This window comes from Chryseobacterium sp. SG20098 (assembly GCF_031844745.1).
Lineage (GTDB): Bacteria > Bacteroidota > Bacteroidia > Flavobacteriales > Weeksellaceae > Chryseobacterium > Chryseobacterium cucumeris.
Genome location: NZ_CP134622.1, coordinates 1,780,965 through 1,797,656, shown reverse-complemented (window position 1 = coordinate 1,797,656; position 16,692 = coordinate 1,780,965). Strand labels below are relative to the sequence as shown.

The 16,692-nt window shown below is 35.4% G+C and carries 16 protein-coding genes and 1 riboswitch; of the genes, 6 read left to right on the top strand and 10 right to left on the bottom strand.

The annotated features are described in order from the left end of the window. Positions 1 to 297: 297 nt before the first annotated feature. Positions 298 to 2,019, bottom strand: coding sequence for a PspC domain-containing protein (locus RHP76_RS08205; RefSeq protein ID WP_062674422.1), 1,722 nt, complete (start codon positions 2,017 to 2,019; stop codon positions 298 to 300). Positions 2,020 to 2,030: 11 nt separating this feature from the next. Beyond that, a complete protein-coding gene (locus RHP76_RS08200; protein ID WP_311229933.1) occupies positions 2,031 to 2,360 on the bottom strand; it encodes a PadR family transcriptional regulator in 330 nt (109 codons plus the stop codon). 515 nt (positions 2,361 to 2,875) lie between these two features. Here RHP76_RS08200 and RHP76_RS08195 point away from each other — a divergent pair. Then, positions 2,876 to 3,577 carry an XAC2610-related protein gene (locus tag RHP76_RS08195; RefSeq protein WP_311229932.1) on the top strand — a complete coding sequence of 234 codons (702 nt, stop codon included), beginning with the start codon at positions 2,876 to 2,878 and terminating at the stop codon, positions 3,575 to 3,577. Between the two features lies 1 nt (position 3,578). Then, positions 3,579 to 4,169: an HD domain-containing protein gene (locus tag RHP76_RS08190; RefSeq protein ID WP_123279408.1), complete on the top strand. Its 591-nt coding sequence runs from the start codon at positions 3,579 to 3,581 to the stop codon at positions 4,167 to 4,169. Between the two features lie 63 nt (positions 4,170 to 4,232). Here the strand turns inward: RHP76_RS08190 and RHP76_RS08185 are convergent, their stop codons facing one another. From RHP76_RS08185 to RHP76_RS08170, 4 genes are all read right to left on the bottom strand, one after another. Next, on the bottom strand, positions 4,233 to 5,606 hold the full coding sequence (locus tag RHP76_RS08185; protein WP_062674427.1) for a DUF4932 domain-containing protein: 1,374 nt from the start codon (positions 5,604 to 5,606) through the stop codon (positions 4,233 to 4,235). Between the two features lie 174 nt (positions 5,607 to 5,780). After that, the gene (locus RHP76_RS08180; RefSeq protein ID WP_034699813.1) at positions 5,781 to 6,164 is read right to left on the bottom strand and encodes an acyl-CoA thioesterase; all 384 of its coding nucleotides are present in this window, start codon (positions 6,162 to 6,164) and stop codon (positions 5,781 to 5,783) included. A 114-nt stretch (positions 6,165 to 6,278) separates the two neighbouring features. Further along, a riboswitch (cobalamin riboswitch) is annotated at positions 6,279 to 6,459 on the bottom strand. 34 nt (positions 6,460 to 6,493) lie between these two features. Next, a complete protein-coding gene (locus tag RHP76_RS08175) occupies positions 6,494 to 7,294 on the bottom strand; it encodes a hypothetical protein (protein ID WP_123279410.1) in 801 nt (266 codons plus the stop codon). A gap of 30 nt (positions 7,295 to 7,324) precedes the next feature. After that, positions 7,325 to 7,987 carry an ATP-binding cassette domain-containing protein gene (locus RHP76_RS08170; RefSeq protein WP_311229931.1) on the bottom strand — a complete coding sequence of 221 codons (663 nt, stop codon included), beginning with the start codon at positions 7,985 to 7,987 and terminating at the stop codon, positions 7,325 to 7,327. A gap of 412 nt (positions 7,988 to 8,399) precedes the next feature. On the opposite strand from RHP76_RS08170, the gene RHP76_RS08165 reads away from it, so the two are divergent. Beyond that, positions 8,400 to 9,488 (top strand): GEVED domain-containing protein, encoded by a 1,089-nt coding sequence (locus RHP76_RS08165; protein WP_311229930.1) that lies wholly within the window; start codon positions 8,400 to 8,402, stop codon positions 9,486 to 9,488. Between the two features lie 68 nt (positions 9,489 to 9,556). On the opposite strand, the gene RHP76_RS08160 is transcribed toward RHP76_RS08165, so the two are convergent. Further along, a complete protein-coding gene (locus RHP76_RS08160) occupies positions 9,557 to 11,704 on the bottom strand; it encodes an endonuclease MutS2 (RefSeq protein WP_062674442.1) in 2,148 nt (715 codons plus the stop codon). A gap of 344 nt (positions 11,705 to 12,048) precedes the next feature. Between RHP76_RS08160 and RHP76_RS08155 the strand changes: the two genes are divergently transcribed. Genes RHP76_RS08155 through RHP76_RS08145 form a run of 3 tightly spaced genes read left to right on the top strand, consistent with a single transcriptional unit; the run spans position 12,049 to position 14,306 of the window. After that, positions 12,049 to 12,570 (top strand): GNAT family N-acetyltransferase, encoded by a 522-nt coding sequence (locus tag RHP76_RS08155; RefSeq protein WP_062674444.1) that lies wholly within the window; start codon positions 12,049 to 12,051, stop codon positions 12,568 to 12,570. Between the two features lie 48 nt (positions 12,571 to 12,618). Next, the gene (locus RHP76_RS08150) at positions 12,619 to 13,623 is read left to right on the top strand and encodes an acyltransferase family protein (RefSeq protein WP_311229929.1); all 1,005 of its coding nucleotides are present in this window, start codon (positions 12,619 to 12,621) and stop codon (positions 13,621 to 13,623) included. A gap of 41 nt (positions 13,624 to 13,664) precedes the next feature. Continuing rightward, entirely contained in the window at positions 13,665 to 14,306 is a 642-nt protein-coding gene (locus tag RHP76_RS08145; RefSeq protein WP_123279415.1) for a uracil-DNA glycosylase, read from the top strand. On the opposite strand, the gene RHP76_RS08140 is transcribed toward RHP76_RS08145, so the two are convergent. The 3 genes from RHP76_RS08140 to RHP76_RS08130 form a co-directional block, all read right to left on the bottom strand. Next, positions 14,293 to 14,802, bottom strand: coding sequence for a hypothetical protein (locus RHP76_RS08140; protein ID WP_062674450.1), 510 nt, complete (start codon positions 14,800 to 14,802; stop codon positions 14,293 to 14,295). The two genes, RHP76_RS08145 and RHP76_RS08140, sit on opposite strands and share 14 nt — an antisense overlap. 16 nt (positions 14,803 to 14,818) lie before the next feature. Beyond that, complete coding sequence (locus tag RHP76_RS08135; RefSeq protein ID WP_062674452.1) at positions 14,819 to 15,310, bottom strand: DUF456 domain-containing protein; 492 nt, start codon at positions 15,308 to 15,310, stop codon at positions 14,819 to 14,821. A gap of 79 nt (positions 15,311 to 15,389) precedes the next feature. Next, positions 15,390 to 16,574 (bottom strand): carboxypeptidase-like regulatory domain-containing protein, encoded by a 1,185-nt coding sequence (locus RHP76_RS08130; RefSeq protein WP_062674457.1) that lies wholly within the window; start codon positions 16,572 to 16,574, stop codon positions 15,390 to 15,392. Positions 16,575 to 16,692: the final 118 nt, after the last annotated feature.

Below are 16,692 nucleotides of genomic sequence, written 5' to 3'. Positions count from 1 at the left end.
ACAAAAAAGTATAACCAAACTTTGGTTATACTTTACAAATATATTGAAATATTATTGCTCTTAAAACAAACCGCTAATTAAATCTACGATTTTCATTACGAATTCCATTGCAAATTGTATCATGATAAGGCTGTGTTTTTGATTGGTTGGTTATTAAATTTTAGCTTTACGAAATTAAAACTTTTTTTTCACATAAGAAACTAAATATGGTTTTATTTTTACTTTTCTGAGAGAAGAAGGGTGTGAATTTCAAACGGTTGCCATCCACCCACACCTTCTACCACTCTCTGAAGTTAATTATTTAGTTTGTATGGAAATTTCGTTTTTTCCGTCTTTGATTTTGATGTCCATATCTTTATTTGATTTTTTGATAGTAGACACTGCAGAATCAATAACTTTCTTTGCCTGGTTGTTAGGAACTTTTTTACCGTTTACAATGATGCTGTCTTTGTCATCAGAGTTGTATTCGATACTGGAACCGTTTACCGTTATTTTATTTTTTTCAATTCGGACATTGTTATGGTCTTCGTCTCTGTCCTGGTCTTCGTCATTGATACCGTCTCCGTCTAAATCTCCGTCCATGTGGATACGATTTTTATTCATGGATAAAACAACTGCTTTTTGCGGAACCACAAGTTCGTAATCAAGGCTGTAATCTCTGAATCTGTGTTCGTACGGATATTTGATGTAGTTAGGAAGTAATACTTTGTTGTTTACAATTTCTACAGGAACCGTCATCTGGATTGGGAAGTTATATCCTTTTCCTTCTTTTTTAATGATCAGATAAGGTGTTTTAATATCTGGTTTTCTGGTTACATCTACAGAAATATAATCTTCTTCATACACTGTTCTTTTATCAGAATAAATATCATTGTTATACCCTTTGAAATTCTGAGGAATGTTGATCTGTTTTACGTCTACATACACTGTATCTGAAGTAGTGTTGATGGCAACATTTTCTACATCTTCCTTGCTTCCTCTATAGATCATGTCTTTTTTAGCCATACTGATTCCAAAGTAAGTTCCAAGTCCGATCAAAAGAAGGAATAAACCACCTACAACCCATCCGATATTTCTCAGTTTTGTTTTCGGAGAGAAGATCTTGATGCTCAATAAGCTGAAAAGGATTGCCGGGATTAAACTTCCGATCACCATCATCGCAGCCAGTACTTTATCAAGTCCCTGATCGTCCATGTAGAATCTGATTTCATTAGCTCCAGGGAAGTCTGTATCCATTGCGAAAAGGGCAAATAATACAAATACTCCGATAATGCTGCTTACAGCCATTAGTACAAAGAAACCTCCTACAATATACTTGAACACATTCCAAACTCCGCTGCTTGCATTGTTGATATAAGGTTTGTTTTCGTTGTAGATTTCTCCGACCCTCTGAGTAGATTCATTGGCAAATTGTACCAATTTATTAGACTCATTCTTAAGATTGTCGAAGTTCATAGGCTTTCCCTGCATTTTCAGGAAATCTGCAGCTGTTTCAGCTTTTGGAAGTACGATCCAAAGGATTACATATAAAAGACCTATTAAAGAAGAGGAAATGGCTGCTGTAAAAATTCCTAGTATGAAGATTCCCAGCCAGATTGCTCTCATTGTAGTAATATCCATTCCTACATATTGAGCTAAACCTGCACAAACCCCTGCTACTTTTTGTTTTTCCGGATCACGGAACAGTTGTTTTTTATCGGTATAATTGGATCCGGAATATTCTTTTCTGGCAGATGTTTTTTCAGAAAAATAAGCTTCTTCCTGTTCTTCGATTTTTTCAGGGCTTCCGATTTGTGCGATTACCTTTTCTACATCGGTATCGTTAATCACTTCACGTTTTCCTAAAGAATCTTTGAAAATCTCCACCATTCTTATTTCTATGTCATGCATTACTTCATCAGCCTCAGAAGCATCCAGAGAGCTTCTCAGTGCATTCAGGTAATCGCTGAGCTTTATATATGCGTGTTCTTCTATGGTAAAAGAAAAACCTGCGAGTCCTATTGAGAGTGTCTTGTTCATAGCTTTTTTTTTTAATTTTGTTGGGTGATTTGGTTTACTGAGGCTGTCAGTTCATTCCATGTATTGAGTAGTTCATCCAGGAAAAGTTTTCCTTTTTCTGTGATCTGATAATATTTTCTGGGTGGTCCTCCAGTAGATTCTTCCCATCTGTAAGAGAGAAACTCTCCGTTTTTAAGTCTTGTAAGAAGAGGGTAGAGGGTCCCTTCCACTACATCCAGTTTTCCTTTTTTCAGTTCGTCAATAAGATCAGAAACATACATTTCACGTTTATTGATGAGACTTAGAATACAGAATTCCAGAATTCCTTTTCGCATTTGCGCTTTGGTATTTTCGGTATTCATCTTTGATAAGTTTTGTTAATTAGTTATATTTTTAGAAAAATGCCCCTAGCTAGTTGAGCCTATTCTAATTTTACATTACAAAGATATGTAAATAAAATGGTATTATGCAATACAAAGTAGTGAAATTTTTAAAATAAACTATTTAAAATATTGAAAATCAATTAAATAAATTTTGCCTTGAATTTTGCGTAAAATGAATTTTAACAGAAAATAGCTCAGAAATCTTTAATTTTTAAATAAAATTGATAGAAAAAATGATCTTTTATTAATTATTACCCATTACTCATTACAGATTACTCATGTCATAGCCCCGATAGCAGCGGTTACCCCACAGCAGCTATGGCTTTAGGCAGGAGCGAGGAGTATGAGCGGATAGCGGGAAACAGCTTCTTATCTATGAATACACTTTTATTGAAAGGGTAATTCTGACAGATAATGAGACCGGGATTTTGAGATCGCTATTATGATTCGTATTTTTGTTAGCAATAAAAACACCTAAATCATTTACTATTACCATGAATATTTTGAATAAGTACTGGCACTTATCGGCATTTCTTTTATTAGGTCCCTTATGTTTCGGGCAATATCAGTTTGAGGTTAAAAATGTATCAAAAAGTTATGATGCTGTCATCCATGTAGAAAATTGTTATGATGACAGATGCGGAGGAAAGGGAACGGTGGAATTGTTTGATCATAAAAACAGCAAAGTACAGACTTTTGTTTCAGAGGATCTGGTTTTGTATACAGAACAAGGTCAAAAACCGATCCAGGGGAAATTGATCCCCCTTTTAAAAGATCAGCGTGCCGTAATTATAGATGACTTTAATTTCGATGGAACGGAAGATGTTGCCATAAGGAACGGAAATATGGGAAATTATAGCGGGGCATCTTATGATGTATATGTCTTCAACAAGACAAGATTAGGGTTTGTAAAAAGTGATGAACTTACAGAGCTGGGTTCAAACGGTCTGGATATTTTTGATATTGATGCCAAGCGTAAACGTCTAATTTCTTACGGAAAGTCCGGCTGCTGTGATATTTTTACATCAGAATATGTTGTAATTCCGAATAAAGGACTTGATAAAGTCTTTGAAAAAGAAGAGGATATGAGCATTGAAGGTAGTGTAAAAGTGACCACTAAAGAAAAGATAAATAATAAATGGATTACCAAAACAAAGGTATATCCGTCTGATCAATATAACAGAAATAAGAAGTAAGATGAAAATTCAGAAAGAGATCGATTTTATTCTGGCAGTAGATGCACTTAAAAATGTACAGCGAAGAAATTATAATGCAGACGATTCCCGGAGAGAGAATACAGCGGAACACTCATGGCAGATTATTATTCTGGCTCAGATCCTTTATCCGTATGCTAAAAACCGTGCAGATATTGATTTGTTAAGAGTGATAAGAATGCTTTCCATTCATGATCTTGTAGAGATTGAAGCGGGAGACACTTTTATTTTTGATGAAAAGGCAATGGTAGGAAAGTTCGAAAGAGAGAAAGCTTCTGCTCAGAAAATCTTTGGAATTCTGGATGAACCTTTACGTACAGAATTCTTTAATTTATGGCTTGAGTTTGAAGATGAGAAAACTCCGGATGCTATCTTTGCATGTGGAATTGACAGAATCATGCCGTTTATCTTAAATTCTCATACTTCCGGAAAAAGCTGGACTGAAGCTGGAGTGACAGAAAGACAAATTCGAAATATGCTTGAAAATGCAATCAGCAGAGCATCTGATGAAATGGGAGAGGCTTTTGAGCTTTTGCTGAACAGAAGTCTGGAAACAGAAAAAGTACTGAAATAATTGAAAAAAGAAGACCCTGCCCGCTTATTGGGCAGGGTCTTCTTATAGATCATCTGAAATGTTTTAAGAGGCTAGTAATAAGTAATTGTCGGGATTTAATAAAATTCCCTTCTTTGAATAAAATCCAGCCATACTGTTATGTACATAAAATCCCAGTACAAAATTTTTATAAGAAGTATCCAGGCTGAATTTCACTTCTTTCCCGTCTTTAGACCAGACCGGATTTTTAACGATAATGATGGTATTGCGGGTTTCTTTTCCATCAATGTATTCATATAATTTGAGCTGAAGAGTCTTTGTTTTTTTCATAGGCTCTGTGAATTGTACCACGATATTATTGAGATCAGTTTTCTCAAAGTCTTTATTATTGGAATTGACAACGGAAGGCTGGGAAATTTTGTTTCCTGTTTTCTTCGTCCACTTTAATAATGGAATATATAATTTTTCCAGATTCTTTTCCTTTTTATAAAGCTCTATAAGCTTCTCCGAGAATAAATTCTGAGCAATAAAACCGCGTCGGATATTCACTTTATGATAAATCGCTGAAAGACTGTCTGTTTTTTCTTCTGGAAATTTTTCGTTGATGAACAAATCGTAAACAGCCCATGTCATATATTCATTGAATGAATTTATTCCCGGGTATCCTGATTTTTTATCCCAATTCGTAAGGTTGAAGCTTTCCGTTATCTCCTTTGAGTACTGATCTGAAATAGGATTTACATACCCATGATCGATTTCTGAAAATACGGTGTGATTATCAAGAATCCTTCTTGCGAGATTACCTTTTAAATTTCCAAGGATAAGATCTTCTCCGATATTTGGAAAGTCTACAGTTAAGGAGCTATTGATATCCCTGTGGCAATTCTGTCCGCCTACCAAAGGAGATATGGCAATAATGTATTTCTTATCTGTTTCATTGGCTGGTCTTTTTGCTATTTTATCCAAAAAAGTATAAGTATCATTGATGTAATAATACTCTTTGTAATTGGCAATTAAAGTATTGTAAAACGACTGATGATTTTTATAAAAGGTTCTGTAATTTGATTTCTTTACAAAATCATTGATGAGCTCCAGATTTTCATCTACTTCTTTAGGACCAAAGGAATTGAAAGGAAAATCTCTTTTAAGTAAGCCTTTTTCATCAAAAGAAAATGCATAGAAATCAGTTCGGAAGCCTAAGAATTTTTTCCAATCTTTTCTTGAATAATTTACTTTTTTTAGTAAAGGATGATCTTTTACAGGCTCAAAATACGTGATGATTTCATCATAATACGGTGGGATTTTCTGTACGTCATAAGGATCTGTTCTGCCATATTCAGTGAGGGCCAGAATAATATTTCCTAATTCGTAACTTTCTGAAAGTTCAATTTTAACGTCTTTTTGTGCTCTTAATGTAATGGATAGGATAAGGGTAATGATTACAATAATCTTTTTCATGAAATATCGGTTCTTCTATAGTTTTTAGTGACAGCAATGTAAAAATAATTTTTTTGCCATGCTAAAAGTAAATATAAAAACAAATGAACTCCAATTATTCTTTGGTTGAGATATACTATGTTGTGTTGAATGGAAAAGTTTCGGGCGGCCAGAGGCCGCCCGAAACTTTATTGTTTATAGTATTTGGATTGGTTTCTTGAATTCGTCAATCGCTACAAAAGTAAAATCACCAATAATTGCTTTTTCTCTTTCATAGGAATACATCTGCTCGGTGTAAATTTCAACGTTTACTTTCATACTGGTTTTTCCCACGTATGAAACTTTCCCGATCAGCTCAACGATGGTTCCGGCAGGAATAGGTTTTTTAAAATCGATCTTGTCACTGCTTACCGTTACCACTCTTTTTCTGGCAAAACGGGTTGCTGTGATAAAAGCTACCTCATCCATCAGCTGCATCGCTGTACCTCCAAAAAGGGTATCATAGTGATTGGTTGTGTTAGGGAAAACCGCTTTAAAGATTCTGGTTTCGGATGCTTCAATTCTTTCTTCTGTAGTCATATATCATTATTAATTAAAGCGATAGGAAATGATTGGAAACAACAGAATAATAACAGGAACTTATAGAATTCCTGAAACAATCCATCAGATCAATACAACTTCAAATCGCGAAAGTTACATGTTTAAGAAAAAGGCAGGTCTCCTGACTTGTAACATCATTTATCTCCTTCCCATGCCTCGCACAGTGGATCTTTGATAAAGACTTCAGTTACTTACAGTTGCGCGACAGTCCGTGATTTTCACACGGTTCCCTTTTAATCTGCAGTGATGCAGAACCAATTTCTGTGATGAATAAGCGTAAAAACTTTTCGAATGCAAAAATAATGAATTTATTCCGGATTATGGTAAATAATCTGGCTGATTACTCTTCCTTTCTTAATCGTCCAGAGAGTAGTGTATCTGTTTTCCCCTGAACCGTTTATCATATAAAGAAAAATATTATCGTTGTCAAGTGAGGTTACTCCAACGTTTTCAAAATCCATGGTAGGCTGGAACATATTTTTGATGGCTTCTCTTACAAAAACAGATCCTCTTCCGGGCTGCTGTACTCTGATGGATTTGATTTCGGTCATACCTTCCGGAAGGTCATTTCCAATTCCCCATGGTTTTACTTTATCAATCGTAAGAATTTTTCCTTCGGCATCTTTTTCCTTTTTACGGTATCCTGCATTGGAAGGATAAATATCAATCACCACTTTGCTTCTTTGGGCAGTAGGAATCTTAGGATCAGAATTGTCAGTAAAAATAAGAGATCTTCCGTTTTTAGATTTAGATGGAGTGTAGGCAGGAAGCTGGTCTACATAAGCAATACGCCCTTTATTTACCATTCCTTCTTTATCCAGAGTTTCATACCGTACAAAAGGTTTGTCGTCATCCTGTTTCTCCGGATATTTGATCCAGATCCATTCTGTTTCTCCGGGAGCAGGTTTTACATAAACAAATACATCTCCTTTACGCATACGGATCTTGTCTACAATTTTTCGGTAATCGTCTTTATGTACACGTACGTTGGCATATCCTTCTTCAGCTTTTACAACTCCAAAAGGAACTTTAGTCTGCCCTTTTACAAAAGCAATAGATAAAATACTGAAAGCGGATAAATAGAATGCTTTATTTATGAAAGTCATCATGAAAATTTTTTGATCCCTCAAATATATAAATTAAATGCTTTTCGGAAGATAATTATACCGCTGCAGTTCTTTTAAATCTTCTATTTGTTTTAGATAGCCTTCACGCAGAAGAAATATTTGGTGTGAAATATCAAGAACTTCCTGATAATTATGATCAGAAATAATGAATCCCTTATACGCAGACTGTTCAATGATTGCAGCTTTCAATGCTGCAGAAATTTTTGGAGAAAGGCTATGGAAGGGTTCGTCCAGTAAAACAAAATCAGCTTCAGAATAAATTATCATTAAAGCTTCAATGACTCTTTGCTCACCTCTGGAAAGATTTTTAGGTTTTTCCGACAAAAAAGGACGGATCAGATCTGAAGTCAATAATAGATCTGTATTTTTCTTATTGCAAAAAAGAGGAATTAAGGTTTTAATGGTATTGTACTTCGGTAAGAAAATATCCTGTGGCAGGTAAGCAATTCTGTTTTTTCTATCGGAAATGCTTTTCAGAACTTTGTCATTGTATCTTATGAACTGGGTATCACTACTGACAGTTCCAAAAATAATTTTTAATAATGTTGATTTGCCAACACCATTTCTGCCCAGAATTCCAATAATCTGCCCGGTTTCACATCCTAAATAAATATCCCGAAGGATATTATTATCTTTAAAAGACTTGGTTATGCTGTCAATATGAAGCTTGCTCATAAAATTCCTGTTATTATTTTGACAATCACACAGACAGCTACCGTGAAGCCCCAAAGGAAACTTCTGGAAAACCCTAAATTGGCATAAAAGTAATATTCATTTTTAAACCGGAGTTCATATATAAAATAATGAAGAACAGGAGATATTAAAAGAAAACTCAATCCAAAGTTCTCAATATTGAAAGAGGATAAACAAGAAGCTAATAAAGAAAATATCAAGGTGGGAATTATTATTTTTTTATAAAAAATCCAGAGAGTAGAAATACTTTTGAACATATATTAAAGCATAGAGTTTCTGTGTGTTTTACACTTTATTGTCAAAAATATTAAAAAATACAATGCTATATGGAGAAAGTATAAGCTATATTTGAAAAAATACCCTATTTTTCAAGGAAATTTTAAAACTGATAAACATGACCAAAAAACTACTTTTTGTATTCTCTTTTATGTTGGGAATTTCAAGCCTTCAGGCAACCCACAAAATAGAAGAAGAACCTCAATCTTTATTGTACTGTGATACCAATGCTCCAACAGGAGTTCAGATGTCGAATATAACACTTACTTCTGGAACAGTTACCTGGACTGCAGATCCTAATAGTCCGGATAATGTGATAAGATATAGAATACCAGGAACAACTTTCTGGATGACGGGTACACCCGTATCGGGTCAAAACTCTTTCACAATTACAGGTTTGCAACCTTGTACAACGTATGAAGTACAGGTAGTGAAAGTGTGTACAACACAGGGATTATGGTCTGATCCTATATTTTTTACCACTACCATTAATTATTGTGCAAGTGCTTCTACAGATACCACGATGATGCATATTTCCAATGTGACCGTAAATTCTACAGGAGTTACCTCTCCAATGGTAAGCGATTCCGGACCTTCCAATTATATAGATTACAGAAGTGACCTAAGCCGTAGAGTTAAGTTTTTTATAGGAACTACAGGAAATAAGCTTTCAGTAACCAATACCTGGACGGGAACTCCAGGCACAACAACAGTAACGGCGTGGATTGATCTTAATGCCAACGGAATTTTTGAATCCAACGAAAGAGTGATGGTGGCCAATAATGTTACTCAGGCTGCTCCGGCTGTATCTGTATTTACGATTCCAAGTTTGGCAGCAGTGACACTATGTGGCGTTACTATGAGAGTTATTTCCAGTCAAACAATACCTTTAGATGCCTGCAGTACATTTACCTATGGGGAAGTTGAAGATTATGGAGTAGATTTAATCAATCTCACCCTTGGATTGGAAGAATCAGGAAAGTCTGTAAAACCTGAAATTTATCCTAACCCTGCCTCTGATGTCTTAAATATTTCAGGGATTTCAGAAGCCGCCGATTATGAAATTTATAATATTGCAGGACAGAAAATTGACGAAGGAAAAGTTTCAAATCACCATGTAAACCTTAACCATTTATCAAAAGGAGTTTATTTTATCCAGTTGAAAGATAAAGAAAAAGTAACCCGATTAAAATTCATTAAGAAGTAAAAATAAAAAAGAGAGAGTACCTTCTGGTGCTCTCTCTTTATATTTGCGTTAATTTAATTTCTTATTCATTAAATTCTTTCAAGTTCATCCGCATCAATCGTGGTCTTGAAAGTTCCGTAATTGACGATCACTTTATTTCTGGAAATTTTTTCAATGGTTCCTACACTGGTGCTTCCGGTAATACGAACACGCTGTCCGATTTTCATCCACACAGCACGGTCGGTTTTACGTTTTTCTTCCAGTTTTTCATTGGTTTCAGCAATTTTTTCAATAACCTCTTCCTTTTTTAGCTGTTGAGTGATTTTTCTCTTAACAACCTGAAGGCGTTTGGTTTCATCCTTATCACTGCCCAGTTTTCTGAATTTCTCCTGTTCAAGAAGTTTTACAAAATCTTTTACCACATCCTTTCTGGATTTTCCTTTGGTATAGCTGTCAATGAATGTTTCAATCTTATTCCCGAACTGTAGTTTTCGGTGTTCCTCCTCATAAAGTTTCTGGAAATTGAACAGTTTCTGCTGAAGCTGCTCATTTAGTTTCTGAAGATTATCACGTTTATCTTCTACAGATTCTTTTCTTTCTGCAAGATCAGATTTCAGTTTTTCTACCTCAAATTTTTCCTGCTGCAGTTTTACAATCGTTTTGTCAAGATTCACAATATCATGTTCTACTTTTTTCTTCGCAGAATGGATAATGAATCTTGGAATCTTATTCTTTTCCGCAACTTCAAAAGTAAATGAACTTCCTGCCTGTCCCACTTCCAGCTTATACATCGGTTCCAATGTTTCTTCATTGAAAAGCATGGCTGCATTCTGGGCATTGGGAAGCTGTTCTATTACCAGTTTAATATTGGTATAGTGCGTCGTAATGATGGCGAAACTCTTTTTGTCATAGAAAAACTCCATGAAACTTTCTGCAAGCGCACCTCCAAGCTCCGGATCAGAACCTGTACCGAACTCATCAATAAGCAGAAGCGTATTGGCATCAGCCTCACGAATGATCCCGGACATTTTCTTCAACCTCGATGAATAGGTAGATAAATGGTTTTCAATGGACTGGTTGTCCCCAATATCAGTCATGATTTTCTCAAAGAAAAACATTTCAGACTTAGGATGAACCGGAACCAGGATGCCACTCTGAATCATCAGCTGCAATAATCCGACTGTTTTCAGGGTAATTGATTTTCCACCGGCATTAGGACCGGAAATACAGATGATCCTGTTATGTTCTGTTAAGGTAAGTGTTTGAGGGTGAATGGTTTTGTTTTCAACTCTGTTTCTTAACCATAAAAGAGGATGGTAAGCATCTTTTAGTCTCAGCGTTTTATGATGGTTGATTTTCGGAAGAACTCCGTTGATCACTTCACCAAATTTCGCTTTAGCTCTCGTAAGGTCAAGGTCAAAAATATACACCTGATATCTCCATAGCTGAGGTTGAAATTCGGCCAGTTCTGCAGTAAGTTTACGGAGAACTTTATCAATTTCTTTTTTCTCTTCCTCTTCATTTTCACGCAGTTTGAAATAGTGCTTTACCACACTGTCCGGCTGAATATACGTGATGGAACCTGTTTTGGAAATTCCTAATGTTCTTCCGGCAACCCTTTTTTTGAATCCTGATTTTACGGCCAGAACCCTTTGGTCGTCAATAATCGTTTCCCGGATATCATCCAGAAAGTCACTCTGTCCATACGTGGTAAGCGCACGGTTGAAGTTTTCCTGAATCGCCTTTTTAGCAAGCTGAATTTCAGTTCTTATCCCTTTCAGAGCTGGAGAAGCTTCATTTTTTACTTCACCAAAACGGTTAAAAACCTTATCTACCTTCTCAATAATCTCTTTTCTGAATTCCAGTACAGAAACCTCTTCTAACAAAGTAGGAAACGTTTCCGGCATGGTAGGGAAAAATTTCTGAAGTCTTCCTATTTGTTCCGTGATGGTTTTTATTTTGATGAAAGCAGCATTTTCCAGACGGTAGTTCTCAATCAGCATCAATTTCAGCTCACTTTCAATATCTTCATATTCATCAAACGGAATCGCGTTTGAACTTTCAAAACTCGACAGATATTCTGAGGTTTTTTTTAATGAAAGTTCCGCCTCGTCAATTTCCATCGGACGAAGTTGAAGAATTTTTTCTCTTGTTTTCGGAGAATACGCAAATGGGGAGATTTCCGCGAGCAATTGCGGAAACTCTAATTCGTCTAAATCTTCTTTATCTATATACACAATGCAAATTTAGTGAGAATTTTGATTATTACGTATATCTGAGAGATTTACAGAATAAATTAACGGCGAGTTTAATGATTATAGGGGTGCTTTTTTCTCGAAAATTTTAAAACTTCAAAAAAGATCAATTTTTTTACACGCAAAGTTTTTTATTACTAAACCTTATCTCTTTTAAGGATGCAAAGAGTGAAATCAATACATTGATTCTTTCTAAGCGATTCGCCCATTCTGCCACTTCATCAGCGATTTAGTCGTATTTCTTTGCTTACTTAAAATGAGTAATAGAATGCAATAACCTTTGCATTTATATAAATTGATGCTATTCTTTTTATTACATTTGAGATGTGAAACTAGAAACATCAAGATTGATTTTAAAAGGAATCAATGAAAATAATACAGAAGACATTTTAAAAATCCGAGGCAATCCGGAAGTCAATAAATTTGTGAAAAGAGTTTCACCAAAGACCAACTATGACGCGCTTCAGTTTATTTTAACAATTAAGCAAAGAACTCAAAATAATCAAACGGTCTATTGGGGAATTTCTTTAAAAGATCATTCCCATCTTATCGGAACCATTTGTCTTTGGAATTTTTCTGAAGACCGGAAGACAGCAGAAGTCGGCTATGAACTGTTGCCAGAGTACCACAGAAAAGGAATTATGTCTGAAGCTTTAAATGCGGTTGTAGAGTATGGATTTAACGAACTCCATTTACAGGAAATTTTGGCCATTACCAGTACATTCAATGAAAATTCAAAAGGACTTCTTTTAAAACATCATTTTATTTTGCAGGAAGGAAAAAAAGATGAAGGTTTTCCGGATAATATTATTTTTAGTTTGAAAAGGCTGTCGGGGGATCGTCTGTAAGAAATCTAACAGGTTTTTCTCTATCTTTATCACCGATTGAAATTACATATGAAAAATGAAATAAAATCTTTAACGGGACTTAGAGGGATTGTTGCATTATGGGTAGCGTTTTTTCATTTTAGTTTTTTTAGGAATGAATTCATTCAGGATATAGTAGGAAAAGGGTATGTAGCGGTTGATATCTTTTTTGTGCTGAGTGCTTTCTTACTGACAGTTTCTTACTCCGATAAATTTAAAAATCTGAGCTATAAAGCAATAGAGGTTTTTTATAAAAAGAGAGTTAACAGAATTTATCCTGTCTATATTATATCAGTTGTTTTTATTGCCTTGTTTTTAATGAAAACTTCTATAGCAGGATTTCTGATTAATGCAAGCTTATTACAGTGTTTTTTTAATCCTGATTATCTGCTGAATGTGGTCTATTGGTCACTCAGTACAGAATGGGTTTGTTATCTGATATTTCCTTTTATGCTATGGCTTGTTCTGCAATATAAAATACGCAGCGAAATTTTAATTATTGCCAGTCTGGTTTTGAGGTTTGCACTTCCATATATTCCCGATCATTTATATATAGGTTCTGAACATCCAATGCAAGTAGGGGAATCACCAAGATATCTTGATCTTCCTTACGGACTGGTTTCTTTGCTAAGAACGGTTTCTTCCTATTTTCTTGGAATTGGAATTGCCCTTCTGCCAACATTTAAAACGAAGAAGGAAAACCTGTTCCTTTATATCATTCTCCTATTGTTTGGGTTTATGCTTTTTGTGGAAAAAGGGCTCTTGTTTATCCCGTTATTATCAGCATTGATGATCAAATATCTTTATGAAGGAAACTCAAATTATCTGAAAGCATTTTTAGAAACTAAAGCGGTGTATTTTTTAGGAAATATTTCCTATTCGTTATACATTATCCATTACATGGTGAAGAAACAGAATTTCATTATTGTAAATTCTTATCATCTTAATAATCTGTTATTAATCTCCTTTTCATTATTGCTGTCCTATTTTTCGTATATGCTGATTGAAAGAAAAGTGAAGATATTTAAAGTATAATGGAGGCTCTTATTTTATTTTAATATTATTATTTTTGCACTATGACCTGGACAGAAATTTTAGCCCCGATAAAAAGTACGGAATACTTTACCACCCTTTGGGAGAAAGTGAAGAATGAATATGCAACAACTAAAGTTTTTCCACCCAAAAATCAGATTTTCAGAGCATTGGAACTTACAGCTTTTGATGATGTGGAAGTAGTGATTATTGGGCAGGATCCTTATCATAACGATTATCAGGCGAATGGATTGTGTTTCTCTGTTTCTGAGCAGGTTGCAGCACCGCCATCCCTGAAAAATATTTTTATAGAGCTAAAAGATGATCTGGGAGTGGTAAGAACTTCTAAAGAACTTGATGATTGGGGAAAACAAGGCGTTTTACTGTTGAATGCTACCTTAACGGTTCGTGCGCATTCACCCAATTCTCATAAAGATTTAGGCTGGGAAAAATTTACCAACTTTATTATTAAGGAAATTTCAGATAAAAAGGAGAATGTGGTTTTTGTTTTATGGGGCGCTTTTGCACAAAAAAAAGCCGAACTCATAGATCCGGCTAAACATTTTATTATTAAATCGGCACATCCTTCACCTTTTTCTGTGTACAGAGGTTTTTTTGGAAGCAAGCCTTTCTCAAAAATTAATGAATATCTTGTTTCCAAAGGGAAGAAGCCTATTTCCTGGTAGAATCAGCAGATTGATCTGCTTTTTTTATTGTAATTCCGATTTTATATTTTCCGGCTAATGCTTTTGTCCCATCCTGCGATTTTGGATGAGGAGCAATGTCTTGTAATGTGATAGTATATCCGTTAAATTCTGTCGACTGATGATAATTTCTTGCCGGGTAATCTGCGCTTGCAAGGTTCAGGGTCATCGGTCGGGTAGAAGTTCCCATTACTTCCACCTGAGCAAGAGCAACACCAGCCCATATACATTGAGCTCCTTCAGGACAACGGCTGTCTTCCGAAACTCCTTTGAATGTCACATTCATCTGATATTCTCGTAAAAACTTATTTTCTCCTTCAGTCAGATAAATAACACCGTCTTTCTGATGATCAGAACTTGTTGTTTTTGTACCTGTGGACATTTCAGTAGATTTTGTATTAATTCTGGATTTCTTTTGGGCATCGCATCCTGTTAATGCAAATATTCCCAGACTGAGTATGACAATTTTATGGAACATAGTTTCTTATATTTAATTAAATGACGTTAAACATATTAAGTAATACTACCAAAAACATTGCCACTCCTACCACAAAACTGAATCCGGTTCCATAAATGAATCCAATCAGCGCTCCTTTGGTTGATCGTAAGGCTTTATTCATATCCTTACTGTCGTGAAGTAACTCACCAATAAATACCCCTGCAAACATTCCTATCAGAAATCCCAACGGAATAGGAATAAATATCCCAACAATAGTTCCAATCACAGAGCCAATGCTTCCCCAGCGGGTACCGCCATATTTTCTGTTGGTCTTTGCCGGAATTACATAACTTAACACTACAGAAGCAAGTGTAAGAATTCCGAATGCCCAGATATAAATCATAGAAAGATCAGCATCCGTCCCGAATTTATAGATCAAAAGTCCGCAGATACTCAGCAAAAGACCAGGTAATACCGGAAGAAAAGTTCCCAATATTCCTATAAATAACAGAATAAGGCAGAAAATATTAATAATCGTTGTATCCATTCTTTTAAAAAATATACATGCAATATAAAAAAAGTGGCCTTATAAAAAGCCACTTTGAGAACTGAGTTATAAAATTTTATTACAAATTTAAGATTACGTATTCCAGAATCGGTCCTGCTTTGCCGATATTTCCACTTGCATGATTATGGAATGTGGTATAATAAATATTTCCACTGCTTGTCGTTCCTGAACATGATCCCATATAATCGCCATGCGCCTGATGAGCATTCCATGCATTCTGATTAATGGTAATGGTAACTGTGTTGCCGTTTGCCGTATGATGGCAGATCGTCATGTGATTATTGTTTAAAGACGTTCCCACAGTGGTTTTAGGAGCCGTTTTATCCACGTACTTATTGGTTCTTATCATCAGTGGTTCGTTATCTTTCTGTACCAATACTTCCCAGAATAAAGGATCATAATACTGGATTTTTTGCCACAGAGACATATCATACTGGATATCTAATGTACTAAACCCTAATGCTGAAGCCATAGCAGTATTGGAAACAGTACAGTTGTTATACATACTGGCATTTCCATTGATATTAAAACAGATCTTCGTAAAATCCAGAAAGCCTCCGGCTATACCGCAGGATTGCGCATTTTGATTTCCGCCTACCAGATACGCAGCAGCCCAGTCTGAGCTGTAAATGCTTCCGCCGTTTGTGATAAAAGTAGAGAGATTACTGAAAACGGAAAGGTCGTTACCAGGTGAGCTGGTTCCCGTCTGTGCAAGATTACGTGAACCGCAGTTCAGGAAAATAATATCATACTGAGAAATGGTGTTGAAGTTTTTTAAATCCTGATAGCTGATTTCTGTTGCGGTGTACCCAAGATTTGTAATAATAGCCTCTATTTCGTCATAACTGCCTTCTACATAAGCTATTTTTGCAATCTGGTTCAGTTTGGAATCTTTGCTGGGAACACTAGTTGTTTCATTTTTGTTAATGGTAACAGGAATCTCAGTTCTGAAATTAAGGCCATTACCGGTCTGAATGTGAAGAGTTGTTTTTCCTTCAGGTGCAGTCAGACTGAAGGAACCATCCGCATTGGAATACGTGTGATAAACCTGATTTTTGCTGTCAATAGTAAACACCGTGGCACCACCAATGGGTTTTGTTCCGTTTTTAGCAAATACTTTACCTTCTATAGTTCCAGTGGGTAAAGTTTTGGAATCTTCCGGATTCACTGAGTCATCACCTCCTTTACAGTTTACTAAGAGCACAAGGCTGCATAGTACGATGAACAAGTAATTTTGTCTCATATTTAATTGATTTTGATGGGTTTAGTTTTAGCCAAATTTAATAAATTTTTAATATTGAAACAATTAAATTGTAATTTATTTTAATATTTTTTACTTAAATAGGTTATTTGTAGTTAAT

Excerpts from the sequence above, each read along its gene's own strand:
- RHP76_RS08205 (WP_062674422.1), bottom strand. The coding sequence starts at position 2,019 with ATGAACAAGACACTCTCAATAGGACTCGCAGGTTTTTCTTTTACCATA.
- RHP76_RS08200 (WP_311229933.1), bottom strand. The coding sequence starts at position 2,360 with ATGAATACCGAAAATACCAAAGCGCAAATGCGAAAAGGAATTCTGGAA.
- RHP76_RS08195 (WP_311229932.1), top strand. The coding sequence starts at position 2,876 with ATGAATATTTTGAATAAGTACTGGCACTTATCGGCATTTCTTTTATTA.
- RHP76_RS08190 (WP_123279408.1), top strand. The coding sequence starts at position 3,579 with ATGAAAATTCAGAAAGAGATCGATTTTATTCTGGCAGTAGATGCACTT.
- RHP76_RS08185 (WP_062674427.1), bottom strand. The coding sequence starts at position 5,606 with ATGAAAAAGATTATTGTAATCATTACCCTTATCCTATCCATTACATTA.
- RHP76_RS08180 (WP_034699813.1), bottom strand. The coding sequence starts at position 6,164 with ATGACTACAGAAGAAAGAATTGAAGCATCCGAAACCAGAATCTTTAAA.
- RHP76_RS08175 (WP_123279410.1), bottom strand. The coding sequence starts at position 7,294 with ATGATGACTTTCATAAATAAAGCATTCTATTTATCCGCTTTCAGTATT.
- RHP76_RS08170 (WP_311229931.1), bottom strand. The coding sequence starts at position 7,987 with ATGAGCAAGCTTCATATTGACAGCATAACCAAGTCTTTTAAAGATAAT.
- RHP76_RS08165 (WP_311229930.1), top strand. The coding sequence starts at position 8,400 with ATGACCAAAAAACTACTTTTTGTATTCTCTTTTATGTTGGGAATTTCA.
- RHP76_RS08150 (WP_311229929.1), top strand. The coding sequence starts at position 12,619 with ATGAAAAATGAAATAAAATCTTTAACGGGACTTAGAGGGATTGTTGCA.
- RHP76_RS08145 (WP_123279415.1), top strand. The coding sequence starts at position 13,665 with ATGACCTGGACAGAAATTTTAGCCCCGATAAAAAGTACGGAATACTTT.
- RHP76_RS08140 (WP_062674450.1), bottom strand. The coding sequence starts at position 14,802 with ATGTTCCATAAAATTGTCATACTCAGTCTGGGAATATTTGCATTAACA.
- RHP76_RS08135 (WP_062674452.1), bottom strand. The coding sequence starts at position 15,310 with ATGGATACAACGATTATTAATATTTTCTGCCTTATTCTGTTATTTATA.
- RHP76_RS08130 (WP_062674457.1), bottom strand. The coding sequence starts at position 16,574 with ATGAGACAAAATTACTTGTTCATCGTACTATGCAGCCTTGTGCTCTTA.